The sequence below is a fragment of the Lysobacter sp. HA18 genome, assembly GCF_054057595.1.
Window position 1 is genome coordinate 1,259,599 of record NZ_JBSRZL010000001.1, and the last position, 16,004, is coordinate 1,275,602.

Consider the following 16,004-nt stretch of genomic DNA (forward strand, 5'->3'; position numbering starts at 1 on the left):
AGACCCCATGAAGCACTTCCTCAACACCCAGGACTGGTCCCGCGCCGAGCTCGACGCGGTGCTGGCCGATGCCGCGCGGTTCAAGCGCTCGAAGATCGGCGACCAGCTCAAGGGGCGCTCCATCGCGCTGGTCTTCTTCAACCCGTCGATGCGCACGCGCACGAGCTTCGAGCTGGGTGCGTTCCAGCTGGGCGGCCACGCGGTGGTGCTGCAGCCGGGCAAGGATGCATGGCCGATCGAGTTCGATCTCGGCACAGTGATGGACGGCGATACCGAGGAACACATCGCGGAAGTCGCACGCGTGCTGGCGCGCTACGTCGACCTGATCGGCGTGCGCGCGTTCCCGAAGTTCGTCGACTGGTCGGTCGACCGCCAGGATCTCGTTCTGAAGTCGTTCGCGAAGTATTCGACCGTGCCCGTCATCAACATGGAGACGATCACGCACCCGTGCCAGGAACTCGCGCATGCGCTCGCGCTGCAGGAACACTTCGGCACGAGCGACCTGCGCGGCAAGAAGTACGTGCTGACCTGGACGTACCACCCGAAACCACTCAACACCGCCGTCGCAAATTCCGCGCTGACCATCGCGACGCGCATGGGCATGGACGTGACGCTGCTCTGCCCGACGCCGGACTACGTGCTCGACGAGCGCTACATGGGCTGGGCCGCGCAGAACGTCGTCGAGAACGGCGGCTCGCTGCAGGTCAGCCATGACATCGACAGCGCGTACGCCGGCGCCGACGTCGTCTACGCGAAGAGCTGGGGCGCGATTCCGTTCTTCGGCCGCTGGCAGGACGAGAAGCCGATCCGCGACGAGTACAAGCACTTCATCGTCGACGAACGAAAGATGGCGCTCACCAACAACGGCGTTTTCAGCCACTGCCTGCCGCTGCGCCGCAACGTCAAGGCCACCGATGCGGTGATGGATTCGCCCGCCTGCATCGCCATCGACGAAGCCGAGAACCGCCTGCACGTGCAGAAGGCGGTGATGGCGACGCTCATCAATCAGCACGGCTGATCCCGAATTTCTCTTCGAGAATATCCATGACCACTGAAAGCACCGCGTCGGCTTCGCGCGACATCGTCCTCGCCTTCTCCGGCGGCCTCGACACCAGCTTCTGCGTGCCGTACCTCAAGGAGCGCGGCTGGAACGTGCACACCGTGTTCGCCGATACCGGTGGCGTCGATGCGGAAGAGCGTGCGTTTATCGAAGCGCGTGCAAACGAACTCGGCGTCGCGAGCCATGTCACCGTCGATGGCGGGCCCGCGATCTGGACCGGTTTCGTCAAGCCGTTCGTGCAAGCGGGCGAGGGCTATCAGGGCCAGTACCCGCTGCTGGTGTCCGACCGTTACCTCATCGTCGACGCCGCGCTGCAGCGTTGCAAGGAGCTCGGCACCGACGCGATCGCGCACGGTTGCACCGGCATGGGCAACGACCAGGTGCGTTTCGACCTTGCGGTGAAGTCGCAGGGCACGTACCGCATCGTGGCGCCGATCCGCGAGATCCAGAAGGAACACACGCAGACGCGCGCCTACGAGCAGAAGTATCTCGAGGACCGCGGCTTTGGCGTGCGCGCCAAGCAGCAGAGCTACACGATCAACGAGAACCTGCTGGGCGTGACGCTGTCCGGCGGCGAGATCGACAAGTGGGACGCGCCCGGCGAGGGGTCGCGCGGCTGGTGCGCGCCGCGCGAGGAGTGGCCGACCGCGCCGCTGCGCGCGACGATCGAGTTCAAGCAGGGCGAAGCGGTGTCGCTCGATGGCGTCGCGATGCCGGGGCACAAGCTGCTTGCGAAGCTCAACGCGATGTTCGCGCCGTACGGCGTCGGCCGTGGCATGTACACGGGCGACACTACGATCGGGCTGAAGGGCCGCATCGTGTACGAGGCGCCCGGCCTGATCGCGCTGCTCGCGGCGCATCGTGCGCTGGAAGAAGCGGTTCTGACCAAGCAGCAGAACCGCTTCAAGCCCGACGTCGCGCGCAAGTGGGTCGAGATCGTCTACGAAGGCTTCTTCCATGATCCACTCAAGACCGATCTCGAAGCGTTCCTCGCGAGTTCGCAGCGCATGGTCAATGGCGAAGTCGTGCTGGAGACGCGCGGCGCACGCGTGGACGCGGTCGCGGTGAAGTCGCCGCACGTGCTCAACGCCAAGGGCGCGACCTACGCGCAGTCGGCAGACTGGGGCGTCGAGGAAGCCGAAGGTTTCATCAAGCTGTTCGGCATGAGCAGCACGCTCTGGGCCGAAGTGAACGGAGCAGCCAACGATGCGTGAGGCGGTGCTCCGCCATCTCGAAGCGCTGGTCGCGTTCGACACGCGCAACCCGCCACGGGCGATCGGCACCGGTGGCATCTTCGACTACCTGCGTGCGCAGCTCCCGGACTTCAAGGTCGATGTGACCGATCACGGCGCGGGTGCGGTGTCGATGCTGGCCGTGCGCGGTCGACCGGTGCGGTTGTTCAACGTCCACCTCGATACCGTGCCGTCGTCGGATGGCTGGACGCGCGATCCGCACGTGCTGCGCATCGAAGGCGATCGCGCGGTCGGGCTCGGCGCCTGCGACATCAAGGGCGCTGCGGCCGGTCTGATCGCCGCGGCCGCTCTGACGACGGGTGATGCGGCATTCCTGTTCTCGTCGGACGAGGAAGCCAATGACCCGCGTTGCATCGCGGCATTCCTTGCCAGCCACCACGGTTTCACCGAAGTGCTGGTCGCCGAGCCCACCAACTGCGAAGCGGTCCTCGCGCATCGCGGGCTGAGTTCGGCGCGCATCGCGTTCCGCGGTGAAGCGGGGCACGCATCGTCACCGAACGCGATGCAGCTCAGCGCGATACATCGCGCGATGCGCTGGGGCGTGCGTGCGCTCGATCATGCCCAGTCACTCGCGCACGAGCGTTTCGGCGGCCTGACGGGCCTGCGCTTCAACATCGGCACCATGGCGGGCGGCATCAAGGGCAATGTCATCGCACCGAGCGGCGAGCTGCGCTTCAACTTCCGCCCGTTGCCGTCGATGGATATCGATGCCATGCACGCGAAGTTCAAGGGTTTCGCCGGCGACGATCAGCTCGACGCGTACGAGGAAACGTTCCGCGGCCCGCCGCTGCCGGCGGGCGTTCTGCATGAGGCGGAGCGTCAGCGCCTCGCGGCGCGCGACCTCGCCGACTCGCTCGACATCCCGATCGGCAACGCCGTCGACTTCTGGACCGAAGCCTCGCTGTTCTCGCAGGCCGGCCTGACCGCATTCGTGTTCGGACCGGGCGACATCGCGCAGGCACACACCGCCGACGAATGGGTCGCCATCGACCAGCTCGAACGCTACGCCGCACACGCGGCCCGCATCATCGGAAACACGCCGGCATGACGCCGATCGAAGACATCCAGACCCGTCAGACCATCGTGCGCCTGCTCTCGAGCATGGGCAGCGCGAAGGAGATCGACCAGTATCTGCGTCGCTTCGCGCAGCTCGACGCCGAGCGATTCGCGGTCGTGAAGGTCGGCGGCGCAGTGTTGCGCGACGACCTCGACGCGCTCGCATCGTCGCTCGCGTTCCTGCAGGACGTCGGCCTGACGCCAATCGTCGTGCATGGCGCGGGCCCGCAGCTCGACGAGGAAATGGGCGCCGCCGGCATCACCAAGCAGACGGTCGACGGCCTGCGCGTGACCCCGCCGGAAGTGCTGGCGATCGTGCGTCGCGTGATGCAGGCGCAGAACCTCGCGCTGGCCGAAGCATTGCAGGAAGCCGGCGCGCGTTCGACGTCGATCGTATCGGGCGTGTTCGAGTCCGAATACATCGATCGCGACAAACTTGGTCTGGTTGGGCGCGTGAAGCGCGTCGAGCTTGCGTCCATCCATGCGAGCCTTCGTGTCGGATCGATTCCCGTTATCGCGAGCCTCGGCGAAACCGTCGACGGCCAGATCGTCAACGTCAATGCCGACTACGCGGCGAACGAGTTGGTGCGCGAGCTGCAGCCGTACAAGATCGTCTTCCTGACCGGAACCGGCGGCCTGCTCGACGGCGACGGGAATGTCATCGACTCGATCAACCTGTCGACCGAGTACGACCATCTGCTCGCGCAGCCGTGGCTTACGGGCGGCATGCGACTCAAGATCGAGCAGATCCGCGAACTGCTGGAGGCGCTGCCGCCGGCGTCGTCGGTGTCGATTACACGTCCCGCGGAACTGGCGAAGGAACTGTTCACGCATCGCGGTTCCGGCACGCTGGTGCGTCGCGGCGAACGCGTGGTTCGCGCCGAATCGTGGGAAGAACTCGATCTCGACCGCCTGCGCGGGCTGATCGAATCCGCGTTCGGCCGCCGCCTGCTGTCCGACTACTTCGACCGCAAGACGTTGCATCGCGCCTATGTCAGCGAAAACTATCGCGCCGCCGTGATCCTGACGTTCGAGAACGGCATGCCGTACCTCGACAAATTCGCGGTGCTCGATGAGGCGCAGGGCGAAGGCCTTGGGCGCGCCGTGTGGCAGGTGATGCGCGAGGAAACGCCGACGCTGTTCTGGCGCTCGCGTCGCGAGAATCCGGTCAACGTGTTCTACATGTCGGAGTCCGACGGTTGCGTGCGTCGCGGCCCATGGCAAGTGTTCTGGTACGGCATGGAGGACTTCGCGACCATCGCGCATTGCATCGAATACTGCAGCTCGCACCCCGCGTCGCTGGAGGATCCGCGATGACCGATGTCGATCGCTGGCGCATTCCGATGCTGCAGGGCCGGCATGTCACGCTGTTGCCATTGCAGGAGCACCACGCAGCGGCGCTCGCGACCGCGGCCGCCGACGGTGCCCTGTGGACACTGAAGTTCACGAGCGTGCCGGCGCCGGGCGAGGAGGGCGACTACGTCCGTGCCGCGCTCGCATCGCGCGATCGTGACGAATCCATGCCGTTCGTGGTGCTAGACGCAGCGGGCGAGGTGGTTGGGAGCACGCGGTATTACGACATCGATCGCTCGGTGCCGAACCTGCATATCGGTTACACCTGGTACGCGAGCCGCGTACAGCGAACGGCGCTCAACACAGAAGCCAAGCGCCTGCTGCTCGCACATGCGTTCGACACGCTCGAGTGCGAGTCGGTGTCGCTGGAAACAAGTCATCTTAATGCACGTTCGCAAGCGGCTATCGAGCGGCTTGGCGCACGACGCGACGGGATACTCCGCGCGCACATGCGGCACAAGGACGGCTCGCTGCGCGATACGTATCGCTATTCGATCGTGCGCGACGAATGGCCGGTCGTGCGCGCCGGGCTCGATGAACGCTTGGAGGTCGCCGCGTGACGAAGATCCCGGTAAGCCTCATTGGTGCACGCGGACACGTTGGTGCGGAGCTGATGCGCCTGCTCGTCGCGCATCCGCGCTTCGAGCTCGTGCATGCGGCATCGCGCGAGCGCGCCGGACAGCTCGTCGCGGATCAGGTTATCGGCGCATCGCCCGAGCTGCGCTACAGCATGCCCGCACCGGACGAATTGCCTGCGCTCGCGAACGGCGCCTATGTGCTCGCGCTGCCGAACGGAATGGCGAAGCCCTACGTCGAGGCGATCGATCGGATTGCGCCCGGCGCTGTGGTCATCGACCTGTCCGCGGACTACCGCTTCGACGCCTACTGGCATTACGGGCTGCCCGAGCTGTTCGATACGAAGCCGCATAGGCGCATCTCCAATCCCGGCTGCTACGCAACGGCGATGCAGCTCGCGATCGCGCCGATGAATCAATTGCTCGACGGCCCCGTGCAATGTTTCGGCGTGTCCGGTTACTCGGGCGCAGGCACTACGCCGTCGCCGCGAAACGATCCCGAGGCGCTGCGCGACAACCTGATGCCGTACACACTCACCGGCCACGTGCACGAACGCGAGGTGACGCGGCATCTGGGGCATGCGGTCGAATTCATGCCGCACGTCGCACCGCATTTCCGTGGGCTGACGGTGACGTGCAACCTGCATCTGTCTTCACCCATATCGCTGGACGACGTACGGGAGCGCTATCGCGCGTTTTACGCGGGCGCACCCTTGATCGACGTCACCGATACGCCGCCACACGTGCGCGACATCGCCGGCCAAGCGGGCGCGGCGGTCGGCGGCTTCACCCTGTCGGAGGACGGCCGGCGGCTCGTCGTCGTCGCCATCCTCGACAACCTGCTGAAGGGCGCGGCGACGCAGGCGCTGCAGAATCTCAACCTCGCGTTCGGGCTGGACGCCCTCGCGGGCCTTCAGGCCGACACGCGAACGGAGATTTCGGCATGAGCCTGTTGTGGCAGAAGGGCGGCGTCGAAGTCGACGCTCGTATCCAGTCGTTCCTTGCGGGCGACGACGTGCTGCTCGATCGCGAATTCTTCCTGCACGACATCGATGCGTCGCGAGCGCATGCGCGTGGACTGGTCGGCATCGGGATTCTGTCGCAGGAGACGAATTCGACGGAATCGACCGCGAACTGGCTGCGCTTGCGACGGCGTATCGCGACGGCTCGTTCGTGCTCGACGCGCGCTACGAGGACGGACATTCCGCGATCGAGGACGTGCTGACCGAGCGACTCGGCGATGCCGGCCGTCGCATCCACACCGGGCGCAGCCGCAACGACCAAGTGCTGGTGGCGACGCGCCTGTGGCTGCGCGCGCAGATGGACGAGCTGTCGGCACGCTGCATTGAGATCGCGGGCGTCGCGTTGCAACGCGCGGAAGCGGAGCGCGATGTTGCGATGCCCGGGTACACGCATCTGCAGCGGGCCGTCGTTTCGTCGGCTGCGCACTGGTGGGCCGGCTGGGCCGAGGCCTTCATCGACAACGCGACGCGAGCGGTCCAGACGCGCGCGTGGCTGGACGCGAACCCGCTCGGCACCGCTGCCGGCTATGGCGTCAACCTGCCGCTGGCGCGCGATGCGTCGACGCAGGAGCTCGGCTTCGCGCGCATGCAGGTCAATCCGGGCTACGCGCAGCTGTCGCGCGGCAAGTTCGAGATGGCGGCGCTGGAAGCGCTCGGTTCGGCGACGATGGACCTGCGCCGTTTCGCATGGGACGTGAGCCTGTTCACGACGGCCGAATTCGGCTTCGTCGCGCTCCCGGCGCGATACACGACCGGCAGTTCGATCATGCCGAACAAGCGCAATCCGGATGTCGTGGAGCTGCTGCGCGCAAGCCATGCGGTCGTCAGCGCAGCGCGCGCCGAGATCGAACAAGTGGTCGCATTGCCCTCGGGCTATCACCGCGATCTTCAGTTCACCAAGGCGCCGCTGGTGCGCGGTGTCGGGCACGGTCTGCGTGCGCTCGCCTTGCTGCCGGACCTGATGTCCAGCATCGAGTGGAAGCGGGACGCAATGACGGCTGCGATCGATCCCTCGATGTATTCGACCGACCTCGCGATCGAACTCGCGCGCGATGGAGTGCCGTTCCGGCAGGCGTATCGCGATGCGGCGGATCCGGCACGTTGGGCGACGCGCGATCCTGGGGCTAGCCTCGAGGCGCGCGTCTCGCCGGGCGGCGCCGGTGACCTCCGACTCGATGAGCTGCGCGCGCGCCTGCAGGCGGTGGCGTCGAACGTCGACGCCGCTAACTCGTAACGCGCGGTACTTCGTCCGCCCGCGTTTCGATCGAGGCATCGATCGAGTCACGTGGAGTTTCGGTAGCCGCGTCGTTGGCGTCACGCGCCAACACCATGGTGATGGACACGGGATGCGCAGCGGCGTCCATCTGCACGATCGCGATGCGGCTCTCGGATAACGCACGTGCAACTGATGGTGTCGCGCCGAGCGCGGCAGCGATGTCGGCCGTGTCGATATCGCACGCGGGAACGCGGCGCTTCGCGTCCTTGAACCTCAGCCGGTTGTACTCGGCCCAGGCGATCAGCAGGGACGCGGCGATTATGGCGATGACCGGCAGCGCGACGATGACCATTACGTCGAGCCGCGCCGCATGGAGGTCGATGCCGGCGTCTACGTACGCGGGCATCAGGCGCGCGAATACCGTGGCGGCGAGCGGCTTCCACAGGTAGAGAAAGAATCCCCACGCGAGCAGCGTCGCGACGGCCCACGCCACGCGTTGCGGTCGTGGCTGTGCGCTGCGTCGGACGATCAGTCGCGAATCCGGCCGGGTCGACGGGCGCAGTGCACGGCTCATCGCAGTCCCCGGTCCGAGCTCGACCATGTCGCACGGTGTCCGCCGACGCGTCCCGCCGCCAAGGTCTTCGGCACGGCGACCACGGTGGTCGCCAGGTTCAACAACCAGTACGCCAGCGGATACCAGATCAACCAGTAGAACGTGCGGCCGACTTCGGTTTCGTAGCGGCGATCGATGACGAGGCTGACGGCGAACTGCGTCAGGCAGGCGAGCCCGAGCACCACGCTCTGCCAGGTGATGATGTGCGGCACCTGCAGTGCAGGTGGCAGGTCGACGATCTTGCCCAGCGCCCAGAGCACGAACACCAGGCTCATCCCGTACGCCCACGCCGTGCTCAGCGCGTACTCGAGCACGACCGGCCACATGCGCCGCTTGCGCCAGGAGAACACGTCGCCGGCATAGCGAAGCAGCACTTCCACGCCGCCTTGCGCCCAGCGCAGTCGCTGGCGCCACAGGCCGCGCAGCGTTTCCGGCATCAGGATCAGGCACATCGCGTTGGGCTCGTAACGGATGTCCCAGTGATCGAGTTGCAGGCGCCAGCTGATGTCGATGTCTTCGGTCACCATCGTTTCCGACCAGTAACCGATGCGGTGCAGTGCGCTGCGCCGGAAAGCGGCGATCACGCCGGAGATGGTGAAGATGCGGCCGTAGACGCGCTGCGCCCGCTTGATCATGCCGATGATCGCCGAGAACTCGCCGACTTGGAGGCGGCCGAGCAGCGTCGAGCGGTTGCGGATACGCGGATTGCCGGTCACCGCACCCACGCGCGGGCCATCGGTGAGGTGCCACACCATCCAGTGCACGGCGTATTCGTCGAGCAGCGCGTCGCCATCGATGCAGACGAGGTATTCGGACTTCGACGCGAGCACGCCCATGCGCAGCGCGTTGGCCTTGCCGAGGTTGCGGCTGAGATGGATGACGCTGAGGCGCGCTTCGTCGAGAGCGAGGGTGTTCAACTGCTCGGCGGTGTCGTCGCTGCTGCCGTCGTTGATCGCGATGACGTCGACGTTCGGATAGCGCTGGTTGAGCGCGGCGGCGATCGTCTCGCGGATGTTCGCGCCTTCATCGTGGCAGGGCACGAGGATGGAAGCAGGCGGGTAGTGAAGCAGCGGCGGCGGCTCATCGCGACGCGGTGCGTGGCGCTCGCGGCGCATGTAGTAGTAGAGCGCTCCGGTCATCCAAACGAACGACATGACGACAGGATAGAAAAACGTGTAGCCGAGCAGTGCGTCGATCACGGCCATCCCGGAGGAACAGGGTGGTCGCATTCATAGGTGCTGTCGGGTCCGATACGTGACACGCGGTTGGCAGCGTCACGACGGAGCGCGGAACGGTCGCGTGCCACACGGGCTCCCGGAGTCGATCGGGCGCCAGTGTGGTCTCGCGTCTATTACGTTTCAGTCAACGGCCGTGCGATGCATTACATCGCGAACGGCGTGGAGCGATGGATACCGGAAAGGCGCGCGTCGTCGCCCATCGCGAGCGTCATCGACTTCGCGTGCGATACCCGCTCGGAGAGATCGAACGGTGCGCCCATCGATTCCGCAACGGCCGGCAGTTCGACGTTGCCCGGGTTCGCACGACGATCCGGCCCACTGAAGCGGTGACGGTTGTATTCCGCCCAGCCGACCAGCAGCGCCGTCGCGACGACGGCGAGACCGAGGATGACGAGGAAGATCGTCTCGTCCACCCGGTTGTTGCGCACGTAGACCTCGATGTAGCTCGTGCGGACGCCGAGCACCCAGGCCACCACCGTGATCAGCGGCAGCCAGAGGTAGGCGTAGAGCACCCACGCAACGAACGTCATCACACCGTGGACGGTCCGCATCGCCTGTGGCGCAGCGCGCTTGGGCGTGTAGATGAAAGGGTCGTGCTGTAGTTCGGTGCTCATCGGTAACCTCGATCCGGACTGGTCCAGGTGGCAACGCCGCGTGGTTTGGCGAAGAGTGTTTTCGGTACCGCGACGATGGTGGTGAGCATGCTCAACAGCCAGTACGCGATCGGGTACCAGATGATCCAGAAGTAGCTTCGACCGATGCCTTTCTCGTAGCGGCGGTCGATGAACAGGCTGATCGCGAACTGCAGCAGGCAGGTGAGGCCGAGCACCACGCCATGCCAATGCGGAATCAGGCCGCCGGTCTGGAGGCGAGGCGGAATGTCGAAGAAGTAGCTCATGATCCAGAGCACGATCGACAGCAGCATCGAGTACGACCACACAACGCTCAACAGGTACTCGAGCACCACGGCCCACATGCGCCGCTTCGTCCACGCATTGAGCGACTTCGCATGGCGAGCGATCACTTCGACGCCGCCACGCGCCCAGCGCAGGCGCTGGTGCCAGAGTCCGCGGAACGTTTCGGGCATCAGGATGTAGGCGAGCGCGTTGGGCTCGTAGCGGATGTCCCAATGGTCGATCTGCAGGCGCCAGCTGACGTCGATGTCTTCCGTCACCATGTCGTCGGCCCAGTAGCCGATGCGATGCAGCGCGGTCTTGCGGAACGCGGACACCACGCCCGACACGGTGAAGATGCGGCCGTAGCTGCGCTGCGCGCGCTTGATCATGCCGATGATCGAGCTGAACTCGCCGACCTGCATCTTGCCGAGCAGCGTCGAACGGTTGCGGATGCGCGGATTGCCGGTCACCGCACCCACGCGTGGGCCGCTGGTGAGATGGAACACCATCCACTGCGTCGCGTTCGGATGCAGCAGCGCGTCGCCGTCGATGCAGACCAGGTATTCGCTGCGCGAGGCGAGCGTGCCCATGCGCAGCGCGTTCGCCTTGCCGAGGTTCCGGTCAAGGTGGATGACACGCATGTTCGCGTGCTGCGTGGCCAGTGCGTCGAGGCGTGCACCGGTGTCGTCGGTGCTGCCGTCGTTGATCGCGATGATTTCGAACTCGGGATAGTTCTGCTTGGACAGCCACGCGATGGTGTCTTCGACCAACGGCCCTTCGTTGTGGCAGGGCACGAGGATCGACGTCATCGGATGCGCTTTCAGCGGCGGCAGCTCATCCGGGCCGGCGTGTTTACGTTCGCGACGGAAGTAGTAATACAGGCCGCCCGCCATCCAGAACAGCGACATCACGATGGGGTAGAAGAAGGCGAAACCGAAGAGTACGCCGAGCAGGTCGAAGGACATCTCAGCGCTCCTGGTAGGGGAACGAGCGGGCGCTGATGGCGGCGCGCGCAGGTTCGAGAGGCGGAAGGTCCTTCAGCGCGATGTCGCGGCTGTAGCCCACGTGCCGGCCACCGCTCGCGACCACGCGGCGCGCCTGCGCTTCGAGTTCGTCGGACGGCAATGGGTTGGCGACGTCGCCTGCGTCGATCACGAACACCGTCCGATCCAGCGCGGTCGGCGACGCGGCGACGGCCGCGACCGCGCGGTCGACTTCGCGGCGCGATCCGCGCACGTCGTGCGGAAGCATCGCGACGATGAAGTCGTAGCTCGACGCGAGCGATGGCGTCTGCGATGCGATCGGCGCGGGGTCACCGGTCGGAATGGTGATGGCCGCGACGCGTACCAGGTCGGGACGCACGGCCTTCGCGCGAGCCAGCGCAGCGGAAGCTGACGACGCGCCGTCGCCTATGACGATTCCATCGATCGGTGTCGCGGCGACATCGGCGTATGCGTCAGCCGACGCGCCAGCGGGCATCCACGCCAGCACCTGGGCATTCGAACGAGCGTGGATACGCGCGACCAGGTGCGTCAGAAGGTCCGAGCGCATCGGCATCGACGCGGTGGGGAACCATGCGGCGTCGGGAGCTGCGGCATCGAGGATCACGTGGCTCGGATGGATCGCGCGAATGCGCTCGGCGACGGCGTTGACGTTCTGCGTCGTGATCGTGGCATCGCCGCCCGCGAGGTCCGCAAGGGAGACGCGCACGGCACGGATACCGTCGAGGCGTGGATCGCGGCGCAACTCGTAGGCCAGATCGCTGGCGCCTGCGTTCTCGACCATCATCAAGCGCGCACCGGGGAATGCGTCGTCACCCGGTCGCGCGACGCCGGCGTAATGCAGTTCGCTCGTACCGCTGCGGCCATCGGGCCCGATGATCGTCGCGAGTCCGAGCGACTCGGCGGCAGCGCGCGCAGCACCGGACGCACCACCGGCCGGCCACACGACGAGTTGCGGGCGACGGCCGGTGGCGCGCTCGATTCGGTCGGCACTGGTCGCAAGGTCGGCGCGGATGCGCTCACGCTGCGCGGCTTCGGTTTCGTAGCCGCCGTTCCATCGACGGACGATTGCGGCCGGAAGCAAGTCGCCCTGCGGGTCGCCCGCGATCGGCGTCGCAAGATCATGGCCCTGCGTCGCGATCTCGACCAGGTTGCTCGCCTGCAGCGCCTTGACGTCGCTCCAGCCGAGGAAGTCACTGCGCGGCACGTCACGCATACCGATATGCACGTTGCCGGTCGCATCGACGCGCGACGTCGGCACGGCGACCAGCGCCGGGTAGTCGAACGCGCGCAGCAGTGGAAGCGCTTGCGTGTATGCGGAGCGGTAGCCGCCGTCGAAGGTCAGCAACACGGCTTTCGCCGGAAGCGTGCCGCGCCCGGCGCGTGCGTCACGAACCGCCTGTGCGGTGACCGGTACGTAGCCGTGCGAACGCAGCCAGTCGAGCTGCATCGCGAAGTTGCGGGTGGTGACGGCTTCCGTATCGGGATAACCATCCGGAACGCGGTCGCGGATGTCGTGCCAGCCGAGCACGACCAGTGCGTCGGCCGGCCGCGGCATTGCGGCGGTGAACAGAAGCGCGAGGAATAGAACGACCGATCGCATCAGAACCCCCAGCGGTAGGCCGCTTCGAAGCCGACACGGCGCTCGCGGCCGCCGTCGTACACCGGGCGTGCCCAGAACACGCCATACGTAAACGTGTGCCCCATCGCGGGGCGCCACTCCTGGTAGTAGGAAATCGAAGGCACCCAGTTCGTGCCGAAGCCTTCCTGCCAGTAAGGCCCGGCTTCGAGCGTCAGCTTCTGCCGGAGATAGGCGTCGTAATGCCGCCAGATGAGGTGGTTGAAGCGCACGCCGACAGTCGCCATCGCGTCCTGCGACGGGTTGAAGTACGGCGCGTCGTCGCGCGAACCGCGGCTGGTCCACAGGGAGCCCAGTCCGTCGATCATCAATCGCGGGCTGGTGTAGAGACGCGTGCGGCCGTACGCCCACAGCTGGTCACGGTTGTTGCCGTCGCTGTAGTCGAGGTGTTTGTAGTTCATGTCGATCGCGACGGTGTCGCTCGGATGCCAGTTCGCGGTGATGCGCCACGAGTCGGCCTTGTAGCCGGCACGGCGCGCCTGCAGCGACGTGTCGACGTCGTTGTCGGCGACCTGTCCGTGCAGCGTCCACGAATCGTTGAGGTACCACGCCCCGTCGACCGTCCATGCGTTGTCGTGCGTCGGTTCTTCGGCCTGGTAGCCGGACACGCGGAAACCGAACTGGCGATAGCGGTAGTCGATGCCCGCACCGATGCGGCGATAGCGCACGGTGTCGGGGTCGAAATGCGCGTCGACGGTGTCGCCGACGATGCCGAAGCGCCAGCGGTAACCGAGAAGCGGCGACCACGTCTGGTAGTACAGGCGGTGTTCGCGCACACCGAAGGGCGAGCCGTTCGGGGACTCGGAGTTGTTGCGCGTATTGATGAAGTCGATGCTGCCCATGGGGCCGTTGCGCCAATCGAGTTCTTCCTGCAGGCGCTCGGCGTGCAGGTTCTTCGGGTAGCGCTTCTGCACCTGGTCGTTCGCGGCCATCGCTTCGTCGACGCGGCCCAGTTCGTACAGCGCCGACACGCGCGCGATCTCGGCGTCGCGGTTGTGCGGATCCATCGTCAGCGCCATGTCGTAGCGCTCGAGCGCGGCAGTGGGATGGCCGCGTCGATACATCAACGCGCCGAACGCCGCCTGCGTGTTCGAACGGTTCGGACCCATGCGCAGCAGCGGCTCGATCATCGACTGCGCACGCGCGTTGTCGTCGCCGAACGAGATCATCTGCGCGTACGCCATCTCGGCGCGGTAGCGCTTCCAGTTCGCCTGGTCCGACTCCGCGCCGGGGCGTTCGATCCACGCGGGCTGGGATTCCGCGAGCTTCTGCATCATCGGCAGCGCGAGGTCGAAGCGTTCCTGCTCGATGTAGGCATAGCCGAGCAGGATCTGCGTATCGACGTCGTTCGGATCCTTGGCCAGCGCCTGCTCGAGCGCGGCCTGCGCTTCCTTCGGGTGATGCAGCGCGAGGTACGAGTCAGCGGCGGGGCCGTGTGCGTAGGCGGGCAGGTCGACGCCTTCGCGCTTGAGCGCTTCGTACTCGTCGATGGTCTTCTGGTACATGCCGAGGCCATTCGTCGCCGTCAGCATGTCCATCCGCAACCGGGTCTGCTCCCAATGCGTGCGGCCCGGCTGCGCCTGCAGCGCGAGCGCCGCGTCGTAGGCACGGCGGAGCTCGGCGTTCGGGTCGTCGAGGTTGTCCGGGTAGGTCAGGCCCCAGCCGATCTCATGCGCGACGCGGTCGCCCTGGATGAGGTCGCGCTCGTAGTCCGGGAAGTCGCTGGCCCAGCGGGCGCGGAGCTCGTCGGCCCGGAACGGCGCGCCGACGTCGTCCAGCGTCAGCGCCTGCATCCGATAGGCGACGTCGTCGCGCGGATTGGCCGCCAGCAGGTGTTCGTAGATGGCCAGCGCGTCCGTCCACCGCTGGTCCTTCCGGGCGGCCTCGGCCTGCGCGAGCAGGCTGTCGCGGACGGTCCGGCTCGTCACTGCGGGGAGGGAGTCGGCGGCCGTGGTCGTTGGAGCGCTGCCGGTTGCCGGACGCGCCTGCGCCATGCCGGTCGTCCAGACCAGAGGGAGCAGAAGCGCCAGTACGGTTTTTCGGAGTGGGCGCACGGTTCGATCCGTAAGTCGAAATCGGGGCTGAACGGCGACGAGTCTTCCGTCCCGAATGTGAAGGCAACGTGGGCTGAATCGAGAAGTCGATCACAATTTAAGCGGACGCAGCCAAACCGCCCTACCTTCCGGCGGACGAGCGCGGCTGGCCGACGGGCGGCCGATTCATGGTTGCCTCCGCTAGGAGGCTTCGGGGTCCGCGAGCTCGTTGAGATGCTCGACACGCTGCTTGGCGGTATCGGCGATTTCCGAGTCCCAGGGCGACGGCCCGCGCACGATCACGTTCGGAATCACCGCGGCCGAGGATTGCCGCCAGACGCTGTTGAGCGACTCGCGGTCGTGGTGCGACAGGATCAATGCCGACAACATGCAGTCGTTGACCTGCGCACGGCCGATCATGATCGCCAGGTACTGCGCCAGCAGCGACATCTGCTCCTTGAGGAACGCGACATCGGCCTCGAGCGCTTCGATACGGTCCTGGTCGGTCTGATCGGTCATGGCTGCAGCCTGACAGCCCGCGATTCTCGGTTCGGTGAAACCGTCGCCGGTGACGCCGACGGATCGGATCGCCTCGGTCCATCGAACGAACACAGCAGAACGCGTTTTTGATCCGACGCAAACGCCCGGCATGTCGTGGCGCGCAAGGTGAGGTCATCGCCCCGATGGAAACACCGATGACGCCTCATCAGCTCGCCAGCGTGCTCACGTGGAGCGCGGTCGCCGGATACGCGGTGTTGTTCGTCTGGGCGCTCGCGTGGATCGCCATGCGCGAGCGCGTCTACCGACTGCACAGTCACTGGTTCCGCATCGAACGCCCGACGTACGAAGTACTGATGTTCGTGCTCATCGGTGCATTCAAGCTCGCGCTGATGGTGTTCTTCGTGTTTCCGCTGATCGGGCTGTATGCGAGTGGATTAGCGGGAAGCGGCACATGAGCGGCGCATCGACGCCGTCGACGAAGAGTTGCAGCGACGCACGCGAAACAGCGCGCGCTTGGCGCATTCGTACACGCACGAAACACGGGACTT

Annotated in this window: 14 protein-coding genes and 1 pseudogene; 8 read left to right on the forward strand and 7 right to left on the reverse strand. The window is 66.1% G+C overall.

All coding sequences use genetic code 11. The features are described 5' to 3' along the window. Positions 1 to 7: 7 nt before the first annotated feature. From ACVWWW_RS06390 to argH, 7 genes and pseudogenes are all read left to right on the forward strand, one after another. Complete coding sequence (locus ACVWWW_RS06390; RefSeq protein WP_036141825.1) at positions 8 to 1,018, forward strand: N-acetylornithine carbamoyltransferase; 1,011 nt, start codon at positions 8 to 10, stop codon at positions 1,016 to 1,018. Between the two features lie 26 nt (positions 1,019 to 1,044). Beyond that, positions 1,045 to 2,274, forward strand: a complete 1,230-nt coding sequence (locus ACVWWW_RS06395) for an argininosuccinate synthase (protein ID WP_036141828.1) — start codon at positions 1,045 to 1,047, stop codon at positions 2,272 to 2,274. Further along, positions 2,267 to 3,361, forward strand: coding sequence for an acetylornithine deacetylase (locus tag ACVWWW_RS06400; protein ID WP_027082679.1), 1,095 nt, complete (start codon positions 2,267 to 2,269; stop codon positions 3,359 to 3,361). The genes ACVWWW_RS06395 and ACVWWW_RS06400 overlap by 8 nt, the downstream gene beginning before the upstream one ends. Next, positions 3,358 to 4,686 carry an acetylglutamate kinase gene (locus ACVWWW_RS06405; RefSeq protein WP_027082680.1) on the forward strand — a complete coding sequence of 443 codons (1,329 nt, stop codon included), beginning with the start codon at positions 3,358 to 3,360 and terminating at the stop codon, positions 4,684 to 4,686. Before ACVWWW_RS06400 ends, ACVWWW_RS06405 begins: the two co-directional genes overlap by 4 nt. After that, positions 4,683 to 5,282, forward strand: a complete 600-nt coding sequence (locus ACVWWW_RS06410; protein ID WP_027082681.1) for a GNAT family N-acetyltransferase — start codon at positions 4,683 to 4,685, stop codon at positions 5,280 to 5,282. Before ACVWWW_RS06405 ends, ACVWWW_RS06410 begins: the two co-directional genes overlap by 4 nt. Further along, positions 5,279 to 6,244: an N-acetyl-gamma-glutamyl-phosphate reductase gene (argC, locus tag ACVWWW_RS06415; protein WP_027082682.1), complete on the forward strand. Its 966-nt coding sequence runs from the start codon at positions 5,279 to 5,281 to the stop codon at positions 6,242 to 6,244. Before ACVWWW_RS06410 ends, argC begins: the two co-directional genes overlap by 4 nt. Next, positions 6,241 to 7,553 (forward strand): annotated as a pseudogene (argH, locus tag ACVWWW_RS06420) (argininosuccinate lyase). Before argC ends, argH begins: the two are co-directional and overlap by 4 nt. On the opposite strand, the gene pgaD (ACVWWW_RS06425) reads toward argH, so the two are convergent. The 7 genes from pgaD (ACVWWW_RS06425) to ACVWWW_RS06455 all read right to left on the reverse strand — a co-directional run bounded on the left by pgaD (ACVWWW_RS06425) (position 7,543) and on the right by ACVWWW_RS06455 (position 15,474). Then, positions 7,543 to 8,109, reverse strand: coding sequence for a poly-beta-1,6-N-acetyl-D-glucosamine biosynthesis protein PgaD (gene pgaD, locus ACVWWW_RS06425; RefSeq protein ID WP_196804346.1), 567 nt, complete (start codon positions 8,107 to 8,109; stop codon positions 7,543 to 7,545). The pseudogene argH and the gene pgaD (ACVWWW_RS06425) overlap by 11 nt on opposite strands. Beyond that, positions 8,106 to 9,347: a poly-beta-1,6-N-acetyl-D-glucosamine synthase gene (pgaC, locus tag ACVWWW_RS06430; protein ID WP_456998657.1), complete on the reverse strand. Its 1,242-nt coding sequence runs from the start codon at positions 9,345 to 9,347 to the stop codon at positions 8,106 to 8,108. Before pgaC (ACVWWW_RS06430) ends, pgaD (ACVWWW_RS06425) begins: the two co-directional genes overlap by 4 nt. A 182-nt stretch (positions 9,348 to 9,529) precedes the next feature. Next, on the reverse strand, positions 9,530 to 10,000 hold the full coding sequence (gene pgaD, locus ACVWWW_RS06435; protein ID WP_027082685.1) for a poly-beta-1,6-N-acetyl-D-glucosamine biosynthesis protein PgaD: 471 nt from the start codon (positions 9,998 to 10,000) through the stop codon (positions 9,530 to 9,532). Next, entirely contained in the window at positions 9,997 to 11,247 is a 1,251-nt protein-coding gene (pgaC, locus tag ACVWWW_RS06440; protein ID WP_027082686.1) for a poly-beta-1,6-N-acetyl-D-glucosamine synthase, read from the reverse strand. Before pgaC (ACVWWW_RS06440) ends, pgaD (ACVWWW_RS06435) begins: the two co-directional genes overlap by 4 nt. Before the next feature lies 1 nt (position 11,248). Further along, entirely contained in the window at positions 11,249 to 12,886 is a 1,638-nt protein-coding gene (locus ACVWWW_RS06445; RefSeq protein WP_027082687.1) for a polysaccharide deacetylase family protein, read from the reverse strand. Further along, positions 12,886 to 14,976: a tetratricopeptide repeat protein gene (locus ACVWWW_RS06450; RefSeq protein ID WP_155914239.1), complete on the reverse strand. Its 2,091-nt coding sequence runs from the start codon at positions 14,974 to 14,976 to the stop codon at positions 12,886 to 12,888. The genes ACVWWW_RS06445 and ACVWWW_RS06450 overlap by 1 nt, the downstream gene beginning before the upstream one ends. A 180-nt stretch (positions 14,977 to 15,156) precedes the next feature. Next, positions 15,157 to 15,474 carry a hypothetical protein gene (locus ACVWWW_RS06455; protein ID WP_155914241.1) on the reverse strand — a complete coding sequence of 106 codons (318 nt, stop codon included), beginning with the start codon at positions 15,472 to 15,474 and terminating at the stop codon, positions 15,157 to 15,159. Between the two features lie 176 nt (positions 15,475 to 15,650). On the opposite strand from ACVWWW_RS06455, the gene ACVWWW_RS06460 reads away from it, so the two are divergent. Beyond that, the gene (locus ACVWWW_RS06460; protein ID WP_155914243.1) at positions 15,651 to 15,911 is read left to right on the forward strand and encodes a DUF6868 family protein; all 261 of its coding nucleotides are present in this window, start codon (positions 15,651 to 15,653) and stop codon (positions 15,909 to 15,911) included. Positions 15,912 to 16,004 lie beyond the last annotated feature (93 nt).

What these genes read in the sequence shown, in the direction of transcription:
- ACVWWW_RS06395 (WP_036141828.1), top strand. Translation starts at nt 1,045, where the DNA reads ATGACCACTGAAAGCACCGCGTCGGCTTCGCGCGACATCGTCCTCGCC.
- pgaC (WP_027082686.1), bottom strand. Translation starts at nt 11,247, where the DNA reads ATGTCCTTCGACCTGCTCGGCGTACTCTTCGGTTTCGCCTTCTTCTAC.
- ACVWWW_RS06460 (WP_155914243.1), top strand. Translation starts at nt 15,651, where the DNA reads ATGACGCCTCATCAGCTCGCCAGCGTGCTCACGTGGAGCGCGGTCGCC.
- ACVWWW_RS06455 (WP_155914241.1), bottom strand. Translation starts at nt 15,474, where the DNA reads ATGACCGATCAGACCGACCAGGACCGTATCGAAGCGCTCGAGGCCGAT.
- ACVWWW_RS06405 (WP_027082680.1), top strand. Translation starts at nt 3,358, where the DNA reads ATGACGCCGATCGAAGACATCCAGACCCGTCAGACCATCGTGCGCCTG.
- pgaD (WP_027082685.1), bottom strand. Translation starts at nt 10,000, where the DNA reads ATGAGCACCGAACTACAGCACGACCCTTTCATCTACACGCCCAAGCGC.
- ACVWWW_RS06445 (WP_027082687.1), bottom strand. Translation starts at nt 12,886, where the DNA reads ATGCGATCGGTCGTTCTATTCCTCGCGCTTCTGTTCACCGCCGCAATG.
- pgaD (WP_196804346.1), bottom strand. Translation starts at nt 8,109, where the DNA reads ATGAGCCGTGCACTGCGCCCGTCGACCCGGCCGGATTCGCGACTGATC.
- ACVWWW_RS06410 (WP_027082681.1), top strand. Translation starts at nt 4,683, where the DNA reads ATGACCGATGTCGATCGCTGGCGCATTCCGATGCTGCAGGGCCGGCAT.
- ACVWWW_RS06390 (WP_036141825.1), top strand. Translation starts at nt 8, where the DNA reads ATGAAGCACTTCCTCAACACCCAGGACTGGTCCCGCGCCGAGCTCGAC.
- ACVWWW_RS06400 (WP_027082679.1), top strand. Translation starts at nt 2,267, where the DNA reads ATGCGTGAGGCGGTGCTCCGCCATCTCGAAGCGCTGGTCGCGTTCGAC.